Raw genomic sequence first — 18,849 nt, 5'->3', positions numbered from 1 at the left:
TCTCATGCGCGCTGCGCTCGCTGCCTTTTTGATCGGACTGCCTGCGACGGCGCTTGCCGACGGCGGCTTCGATATCGTCGTTCCCGGCCGTCCAGGCGTGCCGATCATCATCAACAATATCGACGCGTCCTACAGCGTCGTCGAGGGTGTCTGGGGCCTCGGCAAGAACCAGCAGGTGCAGCCGACGATCTATGGCGGGCGCTATATCGCCGAGCGGCAGCCCGACGACGTCGGCCATTATTATCCGACGCTGGGCCTGCGGCCCGGCTACGGCCGGCTCGAGGTCGAGCCGCCCGCGAACCGCAAATTGCCCAAGCCGGCCGAGAGCTACCACCAGAGCTGGGGCGCGTCGTCCGCGCCGCTGCCGCCGCAGATGGACGTGCCCGTCGATCCGCCGCCGGTGATCCTCGCGCCCGAGATCAACGACCATCCTCGGCGCCCTCGGCCACGGCCGCATACAGAGATCCCCGGCAAGCCGCCGGGTTAGCAAACGTGAAAAGCCAAAAAACGGAAATCAACAGGAGAGAGTAATGCGTCAAATGATTTCGGGACTGGTCGCGGCGGCTGCCGTGATGTTCGTCGCTACCGCGCCCGCCGCGGCCTGCGGCTTCACCACGTGCGCGCCAGTTGCGCCGGTCTATTCCGGCTGCAACACCGGCTGCGGCGGCTATGGTTATGGATACGGCTATGGCTATGGAGCCTATGAGCGCCTCGCCGAGCCGACCACGCAGTATTATTACGTCAACCAGGGGCCGACCTACACAGGCCCGGGCGCCTTCGCGCCGTATCCGACCTATCGTGAAGACGCGGTCGTCGCGCCCGCCAATTATGGCTATGGCTACGGCTATCGTGCCGCTTATCGCTATCACCGCCCGTACTATCGTCCGTATCGCTACGGCTATGGGCCGCGCTACGGCTATCTGCCGCGCGTGCACTACGGCTACGGTCCGCGCTACGGCTACGCTCATCGCCACGCGCCGTATTACGGCGGTCACCGCGTGCTGCGCCGCTATTACTGATCTCTGATCGGTTGAGCCGACGAGGCGCCCGTTCGCGTGATGCGGACGGGCGTTCTGCTTTTTTGGCGTGAGCGTAGTGGCGATCGGCGCTTTTGGCCGTCAGCCCGCCTGCCGGCTACGGCGTGGCAGCCTTCGCTCGCTTCGCATAATGATGTTCTAGGTTGGCTTGCCCAGCCGAAGCTCGCGAAGCGAGCGAAGGCTGGTGGGGGAGGCAGGACTCGAACCTGCGAAGCCATGAGGCGGCTGATTTACAGTCAGCTCCCTTTGCCACTCGGGACACTCCCCCGCTCGACGGCAGCACAATCGGGCCGGACCTTGCCGGCGGACCGAAGACGGCCATGGAACGTGAAGGCCGCGACAACCCGGATCGGGGCGCGACCGGGCGCGTTTATGGGCGAAGCAGTGGGGCAAAGTCAACCGAGGCGAACAGCTAAAATCGCCTCTGAAGGCACCGAAATTGCCATATTCCGGGACCCGTGACACAAGCGAGCCCATGAAGGATCGAAAATTCGGCCCCAAGGGGGCTCGCGGCGGGGCTAAGCCCTTCAATAGGCCCGGGAAATCGGCCGGCCGGCCGGAATGGCGCGACCGCGATTCGCACCCCGACGGGCCTGTCATCCTCTATGGTTGGCACACCGTCACGATGGCGCTCGCCAACCCCCGGCGGCGGATCCGCAAGCTGACGTTGACCGAGAACGCCGCAAGGCGGCTCGCGGACGAAAACATCGCAACCCGCATCGCCCCCGAGATCGTCCGGCCCCAGGAGATCGACCGTCTGCTGTCGCCAGACGCCGTGCATCAGGGCCTGCTTGCGGAAGCCGATCCGCTGCCTTCGCCTGACATCGAGACCTTGAAGCAGGAAGGCATGGTGCTGGTGCTCGACCAGATCACCGATCCCCACAATGTCGGCGCCATCTTGCGCTCCGCCGCGGCCTTTGCGGTGAAGGCGATCGTCACCACCGCGCGTCACAGTCCGGAAGCCACCGGCGTGCTCGCGAAGGCAGCCTCCGGTGCGCTCGAGCTCGTGCCGCTCATCACCGTACAAAACCTCGCCCGCGCGCTCACCGCGCTGAACGAGCGCGGCTTTCAGACCGTCGGGCTCGACAGCGAGGGCAGTGAGGATCTCAGCGACGTCGCGCTGCGTGAGCCGCTGGCGCTGGTGTTAGGGGCCGAAGGCAAGGGCCTCAGGCAGCTGACCCGCGAGACCTGTAGCGTCGTGGCGCGGCTCGACATGCCCGGCGAGATCAAGAGCCTCAACGTCTCCAACGCCGCCGTGCTCTCGCTCTATGTCGGCGCAAGCAGGCTCGGGCTGATGAAGCCGGGCGCGACGTCGTAGACCAAAGGCAGACTTACCCGATCATCTCCCGCACCATCGGCACCACCTTGCGCCCATAAAGCTCGATGCTGCGCATCAGCTTCTCGTGCGGCAATGGCCCCCCCGAATACTTCAGCTGGAAGCGCGAGATGCCAAGGGTCTTCGCCGTCTTGGCGATCTTGCGCGCAACGGTCTCGGGCGAGCCGACATAGAGCGAGCCGTGCTCGGCTTCGCTGACGAACTCGTCGCGGCCCATCGGCGGCCAGCCGCGTTCCTTGCCGATGCGATCGCGCATGGCCTTGTAATCGGGCCACAACTCTTCACGCGCCTGTTCGTCGGTCTCGGCGACATAGCCGGGGGAATGCACACCGATCGGCTGTGCCGGGCGGCCGAACTCCCTAGACGCGCGGTGATAGAGCTCGACGTAGGGTGCAAAGCGCGCTGGATCGCCGCCAATGATCGCGAGCATCAGGGGCAGGTCGTAATGCGCGGCGCGCACCACCGATTGCGGGCTGCCGCCGACGCCGATCCAGGTCTTGAGCGTGCCGTTTTCGACCGGCGGATAGACCAGCTGATCCCGCAGCGGCGGACGCAGCTTGCCCTCCCAGGTCACCGGCTGCTGCGACAAGAGCGCGGCGAACAGGTCGAGCTTCTCCTCGAACAGCTCTTCGTATTTGCGCAGGTCGAAGCCGAACAGCGGGAAGGATTCGGTGAACGAGCCGCGGCCGAGGATCACCTCGGCGCGCCCGTTCGAGAGCGCATCCACCGTCGCAAAGCGCTGGAACACGCGGATCGGATCGTCCGAGCTCAGCACCGTCACCGCCGAGCCGAGATGAATGCGCTTGGTGCGCGATGCGATGGCCGCGAGCACGGTCTCGGGGGAGGAGATCGCGAAGTCGGCGCGGTGATGTTCGCCGAGGCCGATGAAGTCGAGACCGAGCTCGTCGGCCAGCACGGCTTCGTCGAGGATGTTGCGGATCACCTGCGCATGCGAAAGCATCGCGCCGGAGGCGTCCTTGGTGACGTCGCCAAAGGTATCCAGTCCAAATTCGAGCGGTGCGGTCATCGATGAGGTCTCTGCGGGCGCAACAGGCGCCTGTCATTGAGGGAGGGATCGTTTGCGGTGGAGCTAGGCCGCTAATGCCAGCGCAACAATGCTGCTTCGAGAAACGCACCGTTTCCTTTTTGGAGGGTGTTAGGTGCGTGTTCAGTCGGCCTCGGCGAACATCCCGACCAGCGTCTCGCGCAGCCAGCGTTGCGCCGGCACGGTGTCGTTGCGCTGGTGCCAGAACAGGCTGACGATGCGCGGCGGCGCGCGAAGCGGAAGCGGCATGGCGTGCAGGAACGGTGCGTGCCGGGATTGCGAGCGCAGGTCGCTCGGCAGCACGGCAATCAGGTCGGACTGGCGAACGACCTCGTAGGCGGCGCTGTAGTGATTGACGGTTGCGACCAGGTTGCGCGATAGGCCACGCGAGGCCAGGAAGAGATCGTAGGACGGCAAGGTCTTGCCGGCGAGACTCACATCGACGTGCCCCGCGTTGAGGAAGGTCCGCGTGCTCAGCCGTTTCTGGGCCGCGAGCGGATGGCCGCGCCGCATGAAGCAGGCATAGTCGACGGTCCACAGTGAGCGCGAGCGGATGGCGGCCGGCTGCTGCGCTTCGTTGACATAGACGCTGAGCACGCAATCGACCCTGTTGTCCTCGAGCTGGTCGGCGATCTCGACGACAGTATTGGGCACGGTGTGGACGCGCGATTTCGGCGCAACCTTGCCGAGATGGCCGAGCAGGTTCGGCATCACCAGCGATGAGACGTAGTCCGACATCGACAGGCTGAATTCGGTCTGTGCACGTGCAGGATCGAACACCTGCTCGTCGAGCGCCCCGCGCACGCTTTCCAGGGCCTCGCCAATCGGCTCCCACAGTACCACGGCGCGCTGGGTCGGGCGGATACCGGTGCCGGCTCGCACGAACAGGGGATCGCCGAGCGCGTCGCGCAGCCTCGCGAGCGCGTTGCTGACCGCGGGCTGGGTCATCCGCAACGCATTTGCAGCGCGCGTGACGCTGCCCTCGGTCATCAGCGCCTCGAAGACTTTCAGGAGGTTGAGGTCGAGCGCGCGGAACGACACGAACATTCACCGCAGTGATATATCAAATCATAATTATAAATTATGACGATAATGTCACTTTGTCTATGGTCCCCTCCCGAGCGGCGCGCCGGGCCCGTGACAATCGAGGGGGACTTTCATGTCGATGATATCGGCGCGCATCGAGCGCCTTCCATTCGCGCGCTTCCACACGCATCTGCTGTTGATGGGCGGGCTCGGCTACATGTTCGATGCGATGGACGCGGCCGTGCTCGCGTTCATCCTGCCGGTGCTGCGCACCGCCTGGAATTTGTCGAGCGTCGAGATCGGCGTGCTCGGCAGCAGCACCTATATCGGCTTCCTGTTCGGCGCGTTGCTGGCGGGCACGCTGGGCGACCTGATAGGCCGCCGGGCGGTGATGATGTCGGCGCTGGCGCTCTATTGCGCGGCATCGATCGTGAGCGCGGCGGTCGACACATGGCCATCCTTCTTCGCCGCCCGCGTCGTCGCCGGCATGGGCACCGGTGCCGAGAGCGCGATCATCGCGCCCTATCTCGCCGAGTTCGTCGCGCGGCGCTTCCGCGGCAGCTTCACCGGCGCGCTGGCCGGCTTCTTCTCCTTCGGTTTCGTCGCGGCGGCCTTGCTCGGCTACTTCATCGTTCCCGCCTATGAGAACGGCTGGCGCATCGTGCTGGTGATCACCGCCGTGCCGGTCGTCATGCTGTTGTGGTGGCGCAGGGCGCTGCCGGAATCGCCACGCTGGCTGGAAAGCCGGGGCAGGAGCAAGGAAGCCGAAGCCGTGCTGGACAGGATCGAAGCCGGCTTCGCCCGTGAGGGTCACGCGCTGTCGCAGCCGGTTGTCGATGCGGTCAGTCCGCCCGTCGCCGGGGGAACGCTGCTGGCCAATTTCGCCGCGCTGCTCGCCGGCCGCCAGGCGCGCATCACCATCATGACCTGGATCATGTGGCTGGCGATCACCTTCAGCTATTATTCCTTCTTCGTCTGGATTCCCGGCCTTCTGGTCCAGAACGGCATGAGCATCACCAAGAGCTTCGCCTATTCGATCGCGATCTATTGCGCGCAGATACCCGGCTATTTCAGCGCCGCCTGGTTCAACGAGCGCGTTGGCCGGCAGGCGACGATCGCGTCCTACATGGTGCTCGGCGGCGCCAGCGCGCTCGGACTCGCGTTCGCGCACAGCGACCAGCAGATCATGCTCGCGGGCATCTGCCTGTCGTTCTTCATGAACGGCACCTATGCGGGCGTCTATGCCTATACGGCGGAAGTGTTTCCGACGCCGGTCAGGACCACCGGCGCCGGCCTCGCTTCCGCGATCGGCCGCATCGGCGCGATCGTCTCGCCGATCCTGGTCGGCTATCTCTATCCCAATTTCGGCTTTGCCGGCGTGTTCGGTATCACCACCAGCGTTCTGCTGATCGGCGCGCTGACCGTCGTCCTGATGGGCGTGCGGACGCGCGGCCGCTCACTGGAAGAGATTGCGGCGGGTGAAGTCGCATGAGGAAGGCGAGACGCCAGGCCGATCCGCTGCTCTGCAATGTAGCGGCCGCGCAGGGCAGGGTGGAGCAGCCGAATGCGCTGTTCTCGGCGCTGGACGCCGCGTTGAAATCGGCGATTGGGCACAAACTGTTCACGATCCTGACCTATGACGGCGACAGCGGCGAAGCAGCGCGGGTCTATTCCAATCTCCCCGGCCCGTATCCGACCGGTGAACGCAAGCGCCTGGCGCCGGGCCCGTGGACCGAGGCCGTTCTCGATCGCGGCGAGGCCTATATCGGCCGCACGCAGGATGATTTGCGTAACGTCTTTCCCGACCACGAGCTGATCGCCTCGCTCGGCTGCGAGAGCGTGCTCAATATGCCCGTGCGCTGGCGCGGACGCACGCTCGGCTCGCTCAACCTGCTCCACGAGTCAGGCTGGTATCGCGAGGACGACGTTGCGGCGTGTCTTCCCTTTGCCCAGCTCGCGCTGCCCGCGCTGCTCATACAGTCCTGACCAGACAGGAAACGACCATGCCCAGCACGCTTTTCACGAATGCCGCTCTGCTCGATCCACTCCGGCCGGACCTGCTGGGGGGACATCACGTGCTGGTCGAGGACAATCTGATCAAGGAGGTCTCCGACCGGCCGCTCCAGGTCTCGGCCGATCGGACGATCGATCTAAAGGGCAAGACGTTGATGCCCGGCCTGATCGACCTGCATGTTCATGCGGTGGCGGTCGAGCTCAATCTGGCGCAACAGGTGCACATGCCGAACGTGCTGGTGACGCTGCGCTCGACGCTACTGCTGCGGGGCATGCTCCGGCGGGGCTTCACCACCGTCCGCGATGCCGGCGGCGCCGGCCATGCGCTGAAACAGGCGATCGAGACCGGCCTGACCGACGGCCCGCGGCTGTTCGTCTCCGGCCGCGCGCTGAGCCAGACCGGCGGCCACGGCGACATGCGGGCGCGCTCGGACTACCTCGCCAGCGACGCGCCGTGTCCCTGCTGCGTACGTGTCGGCGCGCTGGCACGCGTCGCCGATGGCGTCGACGGCGTGCGCAAGGCGGCGCGCGAGGAGCTGCAGATGGGTGCCGACCAGATCAAGATCATGGCGTCCGGCGGCGTCGCCTCGCCGACCGATCCGGTCGGCGCCTTCGGCTACTCCGAGGACGAGATCCGCGCCATCGTCGAGGAGGCGCGCGGGCGCCAGACCTATGTGCTGGCCCATGCCTACACCGCTGCTGCCATCGCGCGCGCCGTTCGCTGCGGCGTGCGCACGATCGAGCACGGCAATCTGGTCGATGCTCCGACCGCGCGCCTGATGGCCGAGAAGGGCGCCTATGTGGTGCCGACGCTCGTCACCTATGAGGCGCTGGCGAACGAGGGCGCCCAATACGGTCTGCCGCCCGAGAGCGTGGCCAAGATCGCCGATGTCCGCGACGCCGGTCTGCGTTCACTCGCGATCTATCGCGACGCCGGCGTCAAGATGGGATTCGGCAGCGACCTGCTTGGACCGTCCCAGCGTCTCCAGAGCGACGAATTCCGCATCCGCGCCGAGATTCTCGGGCCGCGCGCCGTCATTGCCAGCGCGACATTGATCGGCGCCGAGGTGCTCGGCATGGAAGGCAAGCTCGGCCGGATCGTGCCGGAATCCATCGCGGACGTTCTGGTGGTCGACGGCAATCCGCTGCGCGACGTCTCCTGCCTGCTCGGCCAGGGCGAGCACATTCCGCTGGTGATGAAGGCGGGCAGGGTCCAGTTCGACAGGCTGAACGCGTAGTTGCCGCCGCATCACGGGCATCTTCGTCCGGTGTCCGTTTGTGCGTGCTATTTCGCGATGCGCACGACCATTTTGCCGAGCGCCCCGCGCGTCTGCATGGTCCTGAACGCGTCCCGGAAATCCTCAAGCGCGAAGACGCGACCGACCACGGGCTTCAGCTGGCCGTCGGCGAGCCAGCCCGTCAGTTGCGACATCAGGCGCTTCTGCACGTCGGGCTCGCGCACCGGAATCTGCGCGAGGTCGACACCGAGCAAAGCGCCGCCTTTCAGCAGCGGCAGATTGAACGGCAGTGCGGGGATGGCGCCGGCAGCAAACCCGACCACGAGATGGCGCCCGCGCCAGGCGATGGATCGAAAGGTCTGTACTGAGATCTCGCCCCCGACAGGATCGAAGATCACGTCGGCGCCATGTCCGCCCGTCAATTCCTTGAACGTGTCGCGCCAGCCGGCCTGCGTATAATCGATCGCTGCGTCGGCGCCGTGGGCTAGCGCGAATTCGCGCTTCTCCAATGTCGATGCCGCTGCGATGACGCGCGCGCCAAGCAGTTTGCCAACCTGGATTGCCGCGATTCCCGTGCCGCCGGCCGCACCCAGCACGAGCAGTTGCTCGCCTGCGCACAGCATGGCTCGCGCGCTCAGGGCGTAGAGCGCGGTCAGATAATTGGCGCGAAACGACGCTGCGACTTCGGGCGCGATGCCGTCCGGCAAGGGGTAGACCGCTTCGGGGTTGACGACGATCTCTTCGGCGAGCGCGCCCGACCGCGTCATTCCCATCACGCGCATGCCGGGCTGGTAGCCACCCGGCCTGCCAGGCGCTTCGCTCACGATCCCGGCGAACTCCGTCCCGGGAATGAAGGGCAAGGGATCTTTGGTCTGATAGCGCCCTTCGATCTTCAAGCCGTCGACAAAGCCAATTCCCGTCGCCTCCACCAGGATGCGCAACTGTCCCGGCTCCATGACGGGCGGATAAATCTCCTTCAGCTCGATCTGATCGATCGGGGCGTATTGCTCGACGACGACGGCTTTCATGTCGGACCTCTGTTGTTCGAGCTACTCTGCCAGGTCCCGAGGCTGGCCTCTTGTGTTTACCGCCACATCCCGCGCATCTTCGCGCCGATATCGATCTTCGGGCCCTGCGCCGCGGTGCGCGCCGCGCCGGCAGCGGCCTTCGGCCAGGCGGTGCGCTCGAACAGATAGACCAGCTGCTCCGGGATGAAGCGGGTGCGCGAGGCGTAGACGTGGCGGTCGCCCTTGGCGGCCTGGCCGTGGACGAAGAAGCGCTGGGGAACGACGAGGTGGAGATCGTCCTTGGCGCGCGTCATCGCGACATAGAGCAGGCGGCGCTCCTCCTCGAGCTCGGCGCTGGTGCCGGCGCCGAGGTCGGACGGCATGCAGCCGTCGACGACGTTGAGCACGAACACCGACTTCCACTCCTGGCCCTTGGCGGAATGGATGGTGGAGAGGATCAGGTAGTCCTCGTCGCGCAGGGACGGCCCGGATTTGTCGCTGGTCGCATCGGGTGGATCGAGCGTGAGCTCGGTCAGGAACTTTTCGCGCGAGGCATATCCGCTCGCGATCTGCTCGAGCTGCATCAAATCGGCGCGCCGCGTCTCGGCATCCTCGTGGATGCGGTCGAGATGCGGCTCGTACCACAGCCGCACGCGTTCGAGATCGACCGGCCATTCCGAGTAGCGCAAATTCTGGGTCGTGCGGACGAAGTCGGTCCAATCGGAGCCGGCGCGAGCTGGCACCGGAAGCTGGCCGAGCGCGGCGAGCGGATCGGTGCTCTCCGCCATCTGGTCCAGCACGCGCTGCGCGGTTGCGGGTCCGATGCCGGGCAACAGATGCAGGATGCGGAAGCCCGCGACGCGGTCGCGCGGGTTTTCGGCGAAGCGCAAGAGGGCCAGAACGTCCTTGACGTGCGCGGCATCGAGGAATTTCAGCCCGCCGAACTTGACGAAGGGGATGTTGCGGCGGGTCAGCTCGATCTCCAGCGGCCCGGAATGCGAGGAGGTCCGGAACAGCACCGACTGATGCTTGAGCAGCGCGCCTTGCTCGCGATTGACGAGCACCTGTTCGACGATGTAGCGGGCCTGGTCGGCCTCGTCGTGCACGGTGACGAGCTGCGGCTTGTGCGTCGAGGTGCGGTCGGTCCAGAGATTCTTGGTGAAGCGCTCGCGCGCAAGGCCGATGACGCCGTTGGCCGCCGCCAGCACCGCTTGGGTCGAGCGGTAGTTGCGGTCGAGCGTGATCATCTCGGCGCGGGGCGAGAAGCTCTGCGGAAACTCCAGGATGTTGCGCACGGTGGCCGCGCGGAACGAATAGATCGACTGTGCGTCGTCGCCGACCACGGTGAGCCCGCGTCCATCAGGTTTCAGCGCCAGCAGGATCGAGGACTGCAGGCGGTTGGTGTCCTGGTATTCGTCGACCAGCACGTGATCGAAGCGGCCGCCGATCTCTTCCGCGATCAGCGCATCGCTCATCATCTGCGACCAGTAGAGGAGAAGATCGTCGTAATCGAGCACATGCTGGGCCTGCTTGGCCTCGACATAGGCCGCGAACAGGCCTTTCAGCTCGGCGGCCCAGCCGGCGCACCAGGGATAATGCACCCCTAACACCTTCTCGATCTCCATCTCGGCGTTGACGCAGCGGGAGTAGATCGACAGGCATGTGCCCTTGGCGGGGAAGCGGCTCTCGGTCTTCGACAGGCCGCGCTCGTGCCGGACCAGGTTCATCAGGTCGGCGGAGTCCTCGCGGTCGTGGATGGTGAAGGCGGGATCGACGCCGATGCGCTCGGCATATTCGCGCAAGAGCCGCGCGCCGATGCCGTGGAAGGTGCCGGCCCAGGTGAGCGCATCGCGCATGATGGCGGCGTTGTTCTCGCCCAGCACTTTTCGGGCGATGCGTTCCACGCGGCCGGCCATCTCGGCCGCGGCGCGGCGGGAGAATGTCATCAACAGGATGCGGCGCGGATCGGCGCCGGCGACGATCAGATGCGCGACGCGGTGGGCGAGCGTGTTGGTCTTGCCGGAGCCGGCACCGGCAATGACGAGCAGGGGAGCGCCCACGGTCGCGCCTTCGGCCACGCCATGCTCGACGGCGCGGCGCTGCTCCGCATTGAGCGTGTCCAGATATGTCGCCACGAATCGCCCCGGTGAAAGGGGGAGAGTCGGCGATCCCGTCGCGAATCGCAATGCAGCTGGACGAAACCGGGTTTAGGATTTAGGGGGAAAGACGGCCCGAAGTTCCAGCCCGAGGAACGCGTCCCTGGCATGACCGAGCTCAAGCCCGACCAGTTCGAGATGCGGCGGCTGGAATCGCTCAGCAACACCATTTTTGGTGTCGCCATGACGCTGCTCGCCTACGACCTGCCCAAGGCCGCGGTGTTCACCAGCGCCCCCGGCTGGAGCGAGCTTGCCCATGTCTATTCCGGTAAGCTCGCCGGCTTTGCGCTCAGCTTCATCATCGCCGGCGTGTTCTGGATCAGCCATCACCGGCGCCTTGCGCGCCAGCCCATCGGCAGCCGCGGCGCGGTGATCCTCAATTTGTTCTTCCTGCTCTCGATCGTGCTGCTGCCGGTGACCAACGGCCTCTACACCAATTATGGCATGAGCAACGCGGTGGCGGTGCTCTACGGCCTGCACCTGACCGCGATCGCCGGCCTCAATGCCTGGCTGTGGTGGACCATCCTGGGCGGCTGGCGCCACGAGATCATGGCCTCGATGTTTCCGCTGCTCGTGTTCATTCCGGGCACGATCGTTGCCGCTTTCGCGCCGCATGTCGCGCCCTTCGTCTGGTTCATCGCCTTTGGCGGGCTCGTGATCCAGCGCTTCACCATCGCGCGGTGAGCTAGACCCGTAAGCGGCACCTCACGGGGATGTCGCGCCGAACCCGTCGGCCGGCACGTAAAGCTTGACCGGCCGGATTTCGTAGACCGCCGTCGGGTTGACCGCACGCAGCTTCCGCGCCGCCGCGATCGCCTCATCCTCGCTGGCGCATTCCATCAGGTGAAAGCCCAGAAGCTGCTCCTTGGTCTCGGCAAACGGGCCGTCCAGCACCATGCCCGCGCCGGGGCCCCGCAAGGTGCGGGCCTTTCGGGTCTCATCCAGACGGGCCGCCGGCCCAAACTGTCCGCTTGCCCTCAGGGGCGCCTGAACCTCGATGACTTTGGCGACGACCGCCGCGTCCTCCTCCGGCGTCCAGGACAAGACCTCATCTTCCACGTGATAGGCCAGGATGGCGTACAGCATCGTCACCTCTTTTTTCTGCGCAAGCCCCAAGGACGTAGCACGGCAGCCCGTGCCGACAATCCCGAAGCAAAATATTGCGCGGCGAGCAAGCGACGAAACCGTCCTGAAACCCGATTGCGGCCATGCCGTGTGAACGCCGCCGGAACTGATCGCGACTGATGACCACAAACAACAAGGTTTTTGCTGGAGGCGGCTATGTCGGGTCACACCATCAAGATCATCTGCGACGCGCGTCGGGCGGGGCAATCGGAGCCGGCCGATCTGCACGACCAGGCCGGCCATCACCGCTATTACGGCAGCTCGGCCGAGAACGGCGGCGAGCGGATCGTGGAGAGCCGGCGCGGCAAACGCCCGCGTGCGCTCAACATCTGCGGCTTCTAAAGCCGTCGATGAGACCGTGGTTCAACATGGACGTCCTGCATATATCGATCGCGGCGATGCCGTTCCTGCTCTCGCTCGCGAGCCGGACCGGCAAGGCGATCGCGCCGTGCCTGCTTGCGAGCATCTTCACTGTGCTCCTCTCCGGAGAGCCCCACCGCGCCGTCATGGCTTGGTGCGTCGGCATGCTGATTGCCTCCGTGGCATTCCGTGAGCGGCTTCGCGCGAGCTGAGCCGGCGGGCGGTCTCGACCCTCCCAATCAAGGCAAAGCTGAAAAGAAAAGGCGCGGCGGGAGTGCCCGTCGCGCCCGATTTCTTGCTCGCTGGTCCAGGGCTGAGAGCGCCCCGATGCCAAGCTTTGTCTAGAGCTTAGCGGGCGATCCCAGCGAGGTGACAGCGCTTGAGATAAGACACTGGATCACCTCCTTTCGTTGGTTTCGGGAGATTCCAATATAGGTTGTAAGGCCGCAGCTGTTAAGGGCAGGCCGATCGGCCGGAACCGAGGCCTGTTCGTAAGGCCGGCAAGCTGCGAAAAGTCACCGTCGCGGCAGTTGAGACCGTCGTCCGGCCGTGTTAGGGAGCCCCTGTCGCGGGTGTAGCTCAATGGTAGAGCAGCAGCCTTCCAAGCTGAATACGAGGGTTCGATTCCCTTCACCCGCTCCAGTTGCACCATAAAAATCATCGACAATTCAATGTGTTGCATGAAGTTCCTACGGGTAGTCAATCGCCCTTCACAACCAAATTGTGGATACTTCGGGCGCAAGTCGGGCGCGAAAAACTCCAAAGCATATGATTCTCAGTCTCTTCCGACTCTGAGTTGTTAGATCATCAGAATATTCGGCTGATGATCTCGAACTGAATCGTACATCAACTTCGATTACGTGATGCGCGCTAGCGGCGCATTCCCTCCCGCGTGTTGTGAATTTTTTACACCTCGTCACGCGAAGCCGTTCATCAAATAAAATTCGTGACACGAACATCAAAGCGAACCAACGTGGCCCCTCTATATGGAATCCCCAAATCTTGGCGTTGTGATTTCTCTCTGTGACAAGACGGGACACATGGTCGAGCCTTGGATGGAGGGCGGATACAAGGCAGTGCTAGTCGACCCTCAGCATCCGCGAGGCGTCCGTACTGAGGGACGCATCACTCGCGTGGGGGCGACCATCCTCGATGCCATCGACCACATCGGTGCAATCGTGCGAGCGGCGGAGTTGTCGCCGTTTTTGGGTTTCCGCCGTGTACGGATGTCGCCGTCAGCGGCGCACGATGGTTCGAGGAAAAAGGAAGAAGGATCCACACTCTCAGGCGAAGGCGGCGCTTGTCGCTGAGCAATGCAGGATGATCGGCGCTATCGCCGGTGCGTCTTGGTTATTCGAGAATCCGGTCAGCCAGTTTTCCAGCATCTTCGGGAAACCACAGCACACGTTTCACCCGCACGAATTCACCGGGTACTGCGCCGACGACAAAGTATACAAAGAAGACATGCCTATGGATGGACGGGTGGCGGCTTCATCATGCCCGCGCCAAACAAGGATGCAAGTCTCGATGCGCCTGACAATCGCATCCACGCCTGCCCGCCCAGCGACGAACGCGCCAACATTCGCAGCGCAACTCCACGAGGCTTCGCCCGTGCCGTGTTTCAGGCTAATGCTCCTCATCTCCGGAAAGGGCATGACCGATCTCTTTGACTTTCAAGTTGCTGCCTGACCCTTGGCCGGTGAGAGAGCGTCGTGATTCCAGAATAGAAGATCCTATTCCTTAAAGCCACGTGCGCGTCCCGGGATGACACCGACAAAGAGCTGCTTCCGGACAAGCTGCGCCGGATACTCCAGTCGCACATCGATGAGGCGAAGACGGACGAGGAGCGGGAGCCGGCGCAGAGGGAGTTGCGAAAGTTCACTCGCGCCGAGTAGCCTCGGCCAGCGGTTAGAGCGCGCGCTCGTCTTGAAACGCGCGAAGGCGTAGAAGGTAGTAGAGGCCGCTGCGCTTCAGGGCCTCGCGCTGATCGCCCTTCGCGGTTATCTCCGTGAACATCTGTCCGGCGTAGGTCGTCAAGACCTTGGCTATGGCCGTCGCTGGATCCATCGCGAAGGCGCCAGCCGCAAGTTCTGGAATAACCCTCACGAAGTCGACTCCGCGTCTCCACCACGCACGCGCCGGCGCATTAATGGCGGCCTGTAGCTCGTCCAGCACCGGGACGATCTCCGTGTCGATGAAGAATTTGGTGTGCTTCTCGATCTCTTCCGGCTTGATGCCGGAAAGGCGCTTATTTAGGTCGTTGGCGTAGCGCAACATCGAGCGCCTGAAGGCGCGCAGCGTCGTGATGTTCTCGGCCCTGAACTCCATCAGATCCTCCGGGTGGAGCATCGGGAGTTCTGGGAGCACGAGCTTCGTGCATTCGATGGCGATGATCGCCGCGAGGGTTTTGGCGTCACCCGCAGGAACCGAACCGTCGAGCCCCGGAATGGGGAGACCTGGAAGATCGTTTAGGAGCGGGACGCTGTTCTGTGCAGAATAGCGGATGGCACCCGCGAGGTAGTGATAGCTGCCTGGGTAGGTGATCGCCTCGTCGCTGCCTGGCATCCCCTTATGGTGGTTCGTCGAGAAGTGCGGGAAGAAACCGGGTGGGGGTGGTCCATGGATAGCATCGTACAGCCCCTGTACCATCTCCCCAGAGATCTGCTGCGGATTGTCGAAGGGCTTCTCTGGATCGCCGGTAAAGACGCAGAAGCCTTGCAGCGTCTTGGCGTGCCTGATGAACTTCAGCATCGGCATGAGGATGTCATCCGGCCGGTGCGTGATATTCAACGCCTCAATGCGCGCGATCTCCTTATCTAGCTCCTTCTGTTCGAAATTATCCACGGGCATGACGACGCCCGGAAAGTGCACCTTGTCGAAGACGGCGCCTAGGATTGTGAGTACGGCCATATTCTGTGGAATCGGCGCCGAGTAGTAGGTCGCCTCAAGCGACAGCGCATTGTCCAGGCCGGTCTTGTGCTTCGGTTCATCTGTCATGGGCCTGAAAGAACTCTCCACTTCTACGCTAGAACTCGTAGTGACGGCGCCATTGCTGGCGATGGTGTGCTCGCACTTCACCGAGAAGCTCATGACACCTCTGCTCGGCTTTTCCTGAATGAGGGATGATGTCTTTCCATGCGATGAGCGACTGAATTTTGTCGTAGCATTGTGCATAGAACTGTTTTGCTTCTGCGGGCCAAGCGTCTCTGAAGCCGCATTCCACTTCTAGAAACTTTCTAACTAGAAAGATTACCAGATCACTTATCTGGATCATCGGGTGTCGCTTTGAATCGATCGCGTAGCTAAATTCGACAACCCATTTCAGAGCTGCAGATTGAGGAGCTTCATATCTCCTGTAATGGACGATCTGCTGGACGTTCTGATCAAACTCCTCCTTTGGGTCGACAATGATCATTCCGCGTGCAGACCTTCCCAAACGTTGTTTGCAAAAGCGCTCGATGTACGAGACAATATAATTGTAAGCGAGTAGATATGGCACCCTTGCGTCGAACGCCTTGTGTTCGTCGCCTGCTACATTGGCGTGCATCTTGGTCTTATCAAGAGCGATGAAGTGGGCGGCATGTTTGTGGTCGGACAGCAATTCGATCACGGAGAGTGCAAGCTTGTTTCGTTCTTCGCGGCCGATCCCGGCAAACGGGCCTTCTCCATTGGGTGATAAAAGCTCAGAGGCATGCAACTCGAAGCCGGGCGGCAGATTGCCGCCGAAGAACTGGGCGACCAGCTTTTGAAATTCGGAGTAGGTTTTCCGCCATCCCTTGTCGCGAACAGATATCCCTCCTAAGACGAAGATTGGCTGCTCTTGCACGTTATTGATGAGGTCGGTTCCGTTGCAGCCGCTTTCGTCCAAATAGAAAAAATGCATTGCGCGCTCCCTCAGCCCTAGGTTGAGTATGAGCGATTCGGGGCCATCCGAGGGGCCTATTTCTCGGGCGCTACTCGGACGCAAATTTCCCAGATCGGGCGTGTTTTTGAGTGAAGTTGAGCGAAGCCGGTTTGAGGTCTAAACTGTTGAAATCGTGAGCACAAGTGACGCACAGTGAAGTTAGCTGATAGTGCTAAATTTAGCCTTCCAAGCTGAATACGAGGGTTCGATTCCCTTCACCCGCTCCACGGTACGATTTTGCGCGCTAATCTACGATCTTGTGCGATCGTGTTCGCTCGACGGATGCGTCTGGAGCTTCATCGGCTGTACCCAATATCGTCGTAAGCGGGTCCGAGATGGAAGTTGGTGGCATACCCGGATAAATCGGGCCTCAAGGACCGCGTACGTGAGTTATTCTCATACTCGCGTTGGTCGATTGTGGATATGGTTGCCTACGACGCCCTTCCGTCGAGGCGGACACTGAGAACCGGTCGCCTCGCGCTGTGAGAGCTTGGCACGTTTCTCACGCATCCAGGCTTCCAGATCGGCGACAAGCAGCGCGCTCAGCTCTTAAGCGCTAAAGCCCCTTTTGCGGGGAGAGTGGCGCGCGGCCTTCTTCGCAGCAACGCCCGACAGCTCGGGCGGCGATGGGCGCTTGTTCGCGGCAAGTTCGCGCGGTAGCCAGGTGGCGACCGCCTCGATGAACGCGCGCACCTGCGGCGGCAAGAATTTGCGCTCAGGGTAGACGAGCGCGATCTGCAACTCGGCGCCGACGAGGCCGGCGAGCACCTGCACGAGCGCGCCCCTCTCCAAGTGCGGCGACACGAGCCCACGCGGGAGGAGCGCGATGCCAAGCCCGCTTATGGCGGCGTCGCACAACAGGGCGATGTCGTTCGAGAAGAACGCGCCGTCAACGTGGAGCTTGCCCCCGGAGGCAATTGGCCAGTGGGTCTCCGGCAGCTCGCCGCGCGCGAAGCCAAGGAGACAGCGGTGAGTGCGGAGATCGCGTTGCGTACGTGGCGTGCCGCGATCGGCCAGGTATGCGGGCGCCGCTACGGCGATCATCGGGTCGCGGAAGAGCGTGCGCGCGATGAGACCGGGCTGGATCTGGCTGCTGGCACGCAGCGCGACGTCGTAGCCGCCGTGGAGGATGTCAACGAGCTGATTCGACGTGTGGACATGGACGCGCAGCTCGGGGTAGCGCCTCGCGAACTCGCAGAGCATCGCATGGAAGCTAACGCTCATCATCGGAGGCACCGAGACGCGTAAATCGCCTCGCACGACGTCGTCCGTCATCCGCACGCTCTGCTCGGCAAGGCGCACGGCCTCGAGCGCGATGCAGGCCTGCCGATAGAATACCTCACCAATATCAGTGAGGACGAGGGTTCGCGTGGTGCGGCGGAGGAGGCGCGCGCCGAGACGCTCCTCGAGGCGAGCGAGACGGCGGCTCACAGTCGCGCGCGGGACGCGCAGCTCGGCAGCGGCACGTGAGAGGGATTTGGCTTCGACCGTTTTGGTGAAGGCGACGAGTTCCGCGGTTTCCACGGGATCGCTCATATGGATCAAATCCTGGCGAATGATGTCAATTGTTGAAGCATTGTTACGAATTTCGATCCGGCGCAAGGTGTAGCTGGAGATGATCGAGAGGACCGGTCCCGCGGTTCGCGCGGGCGCCGCAACCTGAAAACGAAGAGCTACAGATGGTATCCAACGAAAAGAAAGTGATCGCCGTGTTCGGTGCGACGGGAAATCAAGGAACCGGCGTGGTGCGTGCTCTCAAGGCCGACGGCCAGTTCAATGTGCGCGCGCTCTCGCGCGACCCGGGCAAGTACAAGGGCGTCGCCGACGAAGTTGTCGCAGCGGATCTGGAACGGCCAGAGACGCTTGCAGAGGCCCTGAAAGCCGCGCACGGCGTCTTTCTCGTCACCAACTTCTGGCAAGAAGGCAACGACGAGATCAAGCAGGCGGCAGCGGCAATTCAGGCCGCGAAAGCTGCAGGCGTCAACCATCTGATCTGGTCGACCCTTCCAAACGTCGAGGCGATCAGCGGCGGCAAGTTTAACCTTCCGCAATTCACGGGTAAGGCGAAGGTTGACCGGATTGTGAAGGATGCCGGATTTCCGCGTTACACCTTTGTCGTGCCGCCTGCCTACTACCAGAACTTCTCGGGACCATTCGGTCCGCAAAAGCAGCAGGACGGAAGCTTTGGCTGGGTGCTGCCGATCGATTCCACAATACGCTGCTTTCACATGGGTGACATCAACGAGCTGGGTGACATCGTGGCCGGCGCGTTCGCGCACCCGGAAGAAACCCGCAACGGCGCATATCTGCCGTTGGTCGGCGACTTCCTGAGCTTCAACGACCTCCTCAGCGCGTTGAAGCAGTTGGGCCATAAACTCTCGTTCACCCGAGTGCCTCGGGAGGTGTACGCAGGCTTCTTCCCCGGCGCTGACGCGTTAGGGGAGACCCTGGCCTACTACGAGACATATACCTACCTGGGCCCGGGCTCACACGACGATGAGATCGCTCTAGCGAACAAAGTTGCAGGCAAGACGCCGACTACATTTGCATCATGGGCTCAGGACAATTTCCGGCTCAAGGCAGCTACCCCTGCATAAACCAT

Annotated in this window: 19 protein-coding genes and 2 tRNA genes; 12 read left to right on the top strand and 9 right to left on the bottom strand. The window is 63.2% G+C overall.

Annotated elements, in window-relative coordinates; all coding sequences use genetic code 11:
- Nucleotides 1-4: 4 nt before the first annotated feature.
- On the top strand, nucleotides 5-487 hold the full coding sequence (locus BLV07_RS21710) for a hypothetical protein (RefSeq protein WP_091889335.1): 483 nt from the start codon (nucleotides 5-7) through the stop codon (nucleotides 485-487).
- Between the two features lie 43 nt (nucleotides 488-530).
- Nucleotides 531-1,019, top strand: a complete 489-nt coding sequence (locus BLV07_RS21705) for a hypothetical protein (RefSeq protein ID WP_091889333.1) — start codon at nucleotides 531-533, stop codon at nucleotides 1,017-1,019.
- Between the two features lie 200 nt (nucleotides 1,020-1,219).
- Here BLV07_RS21705 and BLV07_RS21700 read toward each other — a convergent pair.
- A tRNA-Tyr gene (locus tag BLV07_RS21700) sits at nucleotides 1,220-1,305 on the bottom strand.
- A gap of 207 nt (nucleotides 1,306-1,512) precedes the next feature.
- Here BLV07_RS21700 and rlmB point away from each other — a divergent pair.
- Complete coding sequence (gene rlmB, locus BLV07_RS21695) at nucleotides 1,513-2,355, top strand: 23S rRNA (guanosine(2251)-2'-O)-methyltransferase RlmB (RefSeq protein WP_176945679.1); 843 nt, start codon at nucleotides 1,513-1,515, stop codon at nucleotides 2,353-2,355.
- A 13-nt stretch (nucleotides 2,356-2,368) separates the two neighbouring features.
- On the opposite strand, the gene BLV07_RS21690 is transcribed toward rlmB, so the two are convergent.
- Nucleotides 2,369-3,400, bottom strand: coding sequence for an LLM class flavin-dependent oxidoreductase (locus BLV07_RS21690; protein ID WP_091889329.1), 1,032 nt, complete (start codon nucleotides 3,398-3,400; stop codon nucleotides 2,369-2,371).
- 141 nt (nucleotides 3,401-3,541) lie between these two features.
- On the bottom strand, nucleotides 3,542-4,465 hold the full coding sequence (locus BLV07_RS21685; RefSeq protein WP_091889327.1) for a LysR family transcriptional regulator: 924 nt from the start codon (nucleotides 4,463-4,465) through the stop codon (nucleotides 3,542-3,544).
- Nucleotides 4,466-4,577: 112 nt separating this feature from the next.
- On the opposite strand from BLV07_RS21685, the gene BLV07_RS21680 reads away from it, so the two are divergent.
- Genes BLV07_RS21680 through BLV07_RS21670 form a run of 3 tightly spaced genes read left to right on the top strand, consistent with a single transcriptional unit; the run spans nucleotide 4,578 to nucleotide 7,695 of the window.
- Nucleotides 4,578-5,936 (top strand): MFS transporter, encoded by a 1,359-nt coding sequence (locus BLV07_RS21680; RefSeq protein ID WP_091889325.1) that lies wholly within the window; start codon nucleotides 4,578-4,580, stop codon nucleotides 5,934-5,936.
- Nucleotides 5,933-6,430, top strand: a complete 498-nt coding sequence (locus tag BLV07_RS21675; protein WP_091889323.1) for a GAF domain-containing protein — start codon at nucleotides 5,933-5,935, stop codon at nucleotides 6,428-6,430. The genes BLV07_RS21680 and BLV07_RS21675 overlap by 4 nt, the downstream gene beginning before the upstream one ends.
- Nucleotides 6,431-6,447: 17 nt before the next feature.
- Complete coding sequence (locus BLV07_RS21670; protein WP_091889321.1) at nucleotides 6,448-7,695, top strand: metal-dependent hydrolase family protein; 1,248 nt, start codon at nucleotides 6,448-6,450, stop codon at nucleotides 7,693-7,695.
- Between the two features lie 47 nt (nucleotides 7,696-7,742).
- On the opposite strand, the gene BLV07_RS21665 is transcribed toward BLV07_RS21670, so the two are convergent.
- Together BLV07_RS21665 and BLV07_RS21660 are read right to left on the bottom strand one after the other, a co-directional pair.
- Nucleotides 7,743-8,723 (bottom strand): NADPH:quinone oxidoreductase family protein, encoded by a 981-nt coding sequence (locus BLV07_RS21665; protein WP_091889319.1) that lies wholly within the window; start codon nucleotides 8,721-8,723, stop codon nucleotides 7,743-7,745.
- A gap of 56 nt (nucleotides 8,724-8,779) precedes the next feature.
- Nucleotides 8,780-10,837 (bottom strand): ATP-dependent helicase, encoded by a 2,058-nt coding sequence (locus BLV07_RS21660; protein WP_091889318.1) that lies wholly within the window; start codon nucleotides 10,835-10,837, stop codon nucleotides 8,780-8,782.
- 129 nt (nucleotides 10,838-10,966) lie between these two features.
- Here BLV07_RS21660 and BLV07_RS21655 point away from each other — a divergent pair, with 129 nt between their 5' ends.
- Nucleotides 10,967-11,542, top strand: coding sequence for a TMEM175 family protein (locus tag BLV07_RS21655; RefSeq protein ID WP_091889316.1), 576 nt, complete (start codon nucleotides 10,967-10,969; stop codon nucleotides 11,540-11,542).
- Nucleotides 11,543-11,563: 21 nt separating this feature from the next.
- Here the strand turns inward: BLV07_RS21655 and BLV07_RS21650 are convergent, their stop codons facing one another.
- Nucleotides 11,564-11,944 (bottom strand): YciI family protein, encoded by a 381-nt coding sequence (locus BLV07_RS21650; protein ID WP_091889511.1) that lies wholly within the window; start codon nucleotides 11,942-11,944, stop codon nucleotides 11,564-11,566.
- A gap of 195 nt (nucleotides 11,945-12,139) precedes the next feature.
- Between BLV07_RS21650 and BLV07_RS21645 the strand changes: the two genes are divergently transcribed.
- From BLV07_RS21645 to BLV07_RS48350, 4 genes are all read left to right on the top strand, one after another.
- The gene (locus tag BLV07_RS21645) at nucleotides 12,140-12,325 is read left to right on the top strand and encodes a hypothetical protein (protein WP_091889314.1); all 186 of its coding nucleotides are present in this window, start codon (nucleotides 12,140-12,142) and stop codon (nucleotides 12,323-12,325) included.
- Between the two features lie 26 nt (nucleotides 12,326-12,351).
- Nucleotides 12,352-12,555, top strand: a complete 204-nt coding sequence (locus tag BLV07_RS21640) for a hypothetical protein (RefSeq protein ID WP_091889509.1) — start codon at nucleotides 12,352-12,354, stop codon at nucleotides 12,553-12,555.
- A gap of 356 nt (nucleotides 12,556-12,911) precedes the next feature.
- Nucleotides 12,912-12,985 (top strand) — tRNA-Gly (locus BLV07_RS21635).
- A gap of 678 nt (nucleotides 12,986-13,663) precedes the next feature.
- Nucleotides 13,664-14,032, top strand: coding sequence for a hypothetical protein (locus tag BLV07_RS48350; protein WP_210187811.1), 369 nt, complete (start codon nucleotides 13,664-13,666; stop codon nucleotides 14,030-14,032).
- Nucleotides 14,033-14,251: 219 nt separating this feature from the next.
- On the opposite strand, the gene BLV07_RS21625 is transcribed toward BLV07_RS48350, so the two are convergent.
- The 3 genes from BLV07_RS21625 to BLV07_RS21615 form a co-directional block, all read right to left on the bottom strand.
- Nucleotides 14,252-15,340, bottom strand: a complete 1,089-nt coding sequence (locus BLV07_RS21625) for a hypothetical protein (RefSeq protein ID WP_091889312.1) — start codon at nucleotides 15,338-15,340, stop codon at nucleotides 14,252-14,254.
- 28 nt (nucleotides 15,341-15,368) lie between these two features.
- Nucleotides 15,369-16,226: a DUF3800 domain-containing protein gene (locus BLV07_RS21620; RefSeq protein WP_091889310.1), complete on the bottom strand. Its 858-nt coding sequence runs from the start codon at nucleotides 16,224-16,226 to the stop codon at nucleotides 15,369-15,371.
- Nucleotides 16,227-16,796: 570 nt separating this feature from the next.
- Entirely contained in the window at nucleotides 16,797-17,849 is a 1,053-nt protein-coding gene (locus BLV07_RS21615; RefSeq protein ID WP_244551166.1) for a LysR family transcriptional regulator, read from the bottom strand.
- 77 nt (nucleotides 17,850-17,926) lie between these two features.
- Between BLV07_RS21615 and BLV07_RS21610 the strand changes: the two genes are divergently transcribed.
- Nucleotides 17,927-18,844, top strand: coding sequence for an NmrA/HSCARG family protein (locus BLV07_RS21610; protein ID WP_091889306.1), 918 nt, complete (start codon nucleotides 17,927-17,929; stop codon nucleotides 18,842-18,844).
- Nucleotides 18,845-18,849: the final 5 nt, after the last annotated feature.

Source organism: Bradyrhizobium sp. Rc2d, from assembly GCF_900099855.1.
In the GTDB taxonomy this organism is placed as follows: Bacteria; Pseudomonadota; Alphaproteobacteria; order Rhizobiales; family Xanthobacteraceae; genus Bradyrhizobium.
The sequence above is the reverse complement of the archived record's forward strand: the minus strand, read 5'-3'. Positions and strand labels throughout refer to the sequence as shown.

Excerpts from the sequence above, each read along its gene's own strand:
- rlmB (WP_176945679.1), top strand. The coding sequence starts at position 1,513 with ATGAAGGATCGAAAATTCGGCCCCAAGGGGGCTCGCGGCGGGGCTAAG.
- BLV07_RS21685 (WP_091889327.1), bottom strand. The coding sequence starts at position 4,465 with ATGTTCGTGTCGTTCCGCGCGCTCGACCTCAACCTCCTGAAAGTCTTC.
- BLV07_RS21620 (WP_091889310.1), bottom strand. The coding sequence starts at position 16,226 with ATGCATTTTTTCTATTTGGACGAAAGCGGCTGCAACGGAACCGACCTC.
- BLV07_RS48350 (WP_210187811.1), top strand. The coding sequence starts at position 13,664 with ATGATCGGCGCTATCGCCGGTGCGTCTTGGTTATTCGAGAATCCGGTC.
- BLV07_RS21690 (WP_091889329.1), bottom strand. The coding sequence starts at position 3,400 with ATGACCGCACCGCTCGAATTTGGACTGGATACCTTTGGCGACGTCACC.
- BLV07_RS21640 (WP_091889509.1), top strand. The coding sequence starts at position 12,352 with ATGGACGTCCTGCATATATCGATCGCGGCGATGCCGTTCCTGCTCTCG.
- BLV07_RS21655 (WP_091889316.1), top strand. The coding sequence starts at position 10,967 with ATGACCGAGCTCAAGCCCGACCAGTTCGAGATGCGGCGGCTGGAATCG.
- BLV07_RS21610 (WP_091889306.1), top strand. The coding sequence starts at position 17,927 with ATGGTATCCAACGAAAAGAAAGTGATCGCCGTGTTCGGTGCGACGGGA.
- BLV07_RS21675 (WP_091889323.1), top strand. The coding sequence starts at position 5,933 with ATGAGGAAGGCGAGACGCCAGGCCGATCCGCTGCTCTGCAATGTAGCG.
- BLV07_RS21670 (WP_091889321.1), top strand. The coding sequence starts at position 6,448 with ATGCCCAGCACGCTTTTCACGAATGCCGCTCTGCTCGATCCACTCCGG.
- BLV07_RS21650 (WP_091889511.1), bottom strand. The coding sequence starts at position 11,944 with ATGCTGTACGCCATCCTGGCCTATCACGTGGAAGATGAGGTCTTGTCC.
- BLV07_RS21710 (WP_091889335.1), top strand. The coding sequence starts at position 5 with ATGCGCGCTGCGCTCGCTGCCTTTTTGATCGGACTGCCTGCGACGGCG.
- BLV07_RS21625 (WP_091889312.1), bottom strand. The coding sequence starts at position 15,340 with ATGACAGATGAACCGAAGCACAAGACCGGCCTGGACAATGCGCTGTCG.
- BLV07_RS21645 (WP_091889314.1), top strand. The coding sequence starts at position 12,140 with ATGTCGGGTCACACCATCAAGATCATCTGCGACGCGCGTCGGGCGGGG.
- BLV07_RS21665 (WP_091889319.1), bottom strand. The coding sequence starts at position 8,723 with ATGAAAGCCGTCGTCGTCGAGCAATACGCCCCGATCGATCAGATCGAG.
- BLV07_RS21680 (WP_091889325.1), top strand. The coding sequence starts at position 4,578 with ATGTCGATGATATCGGCGCGCATCGAGCGCCTTCCATTCGCGCGCTTC.
- BLV07_RS21705 (WP_091889333.1), top strand. The coding sequence starts at position 531 with ATGCGTCAAATGATTTCGGGACTGGTCGCGGCGGCTGCCGTGATGTTC.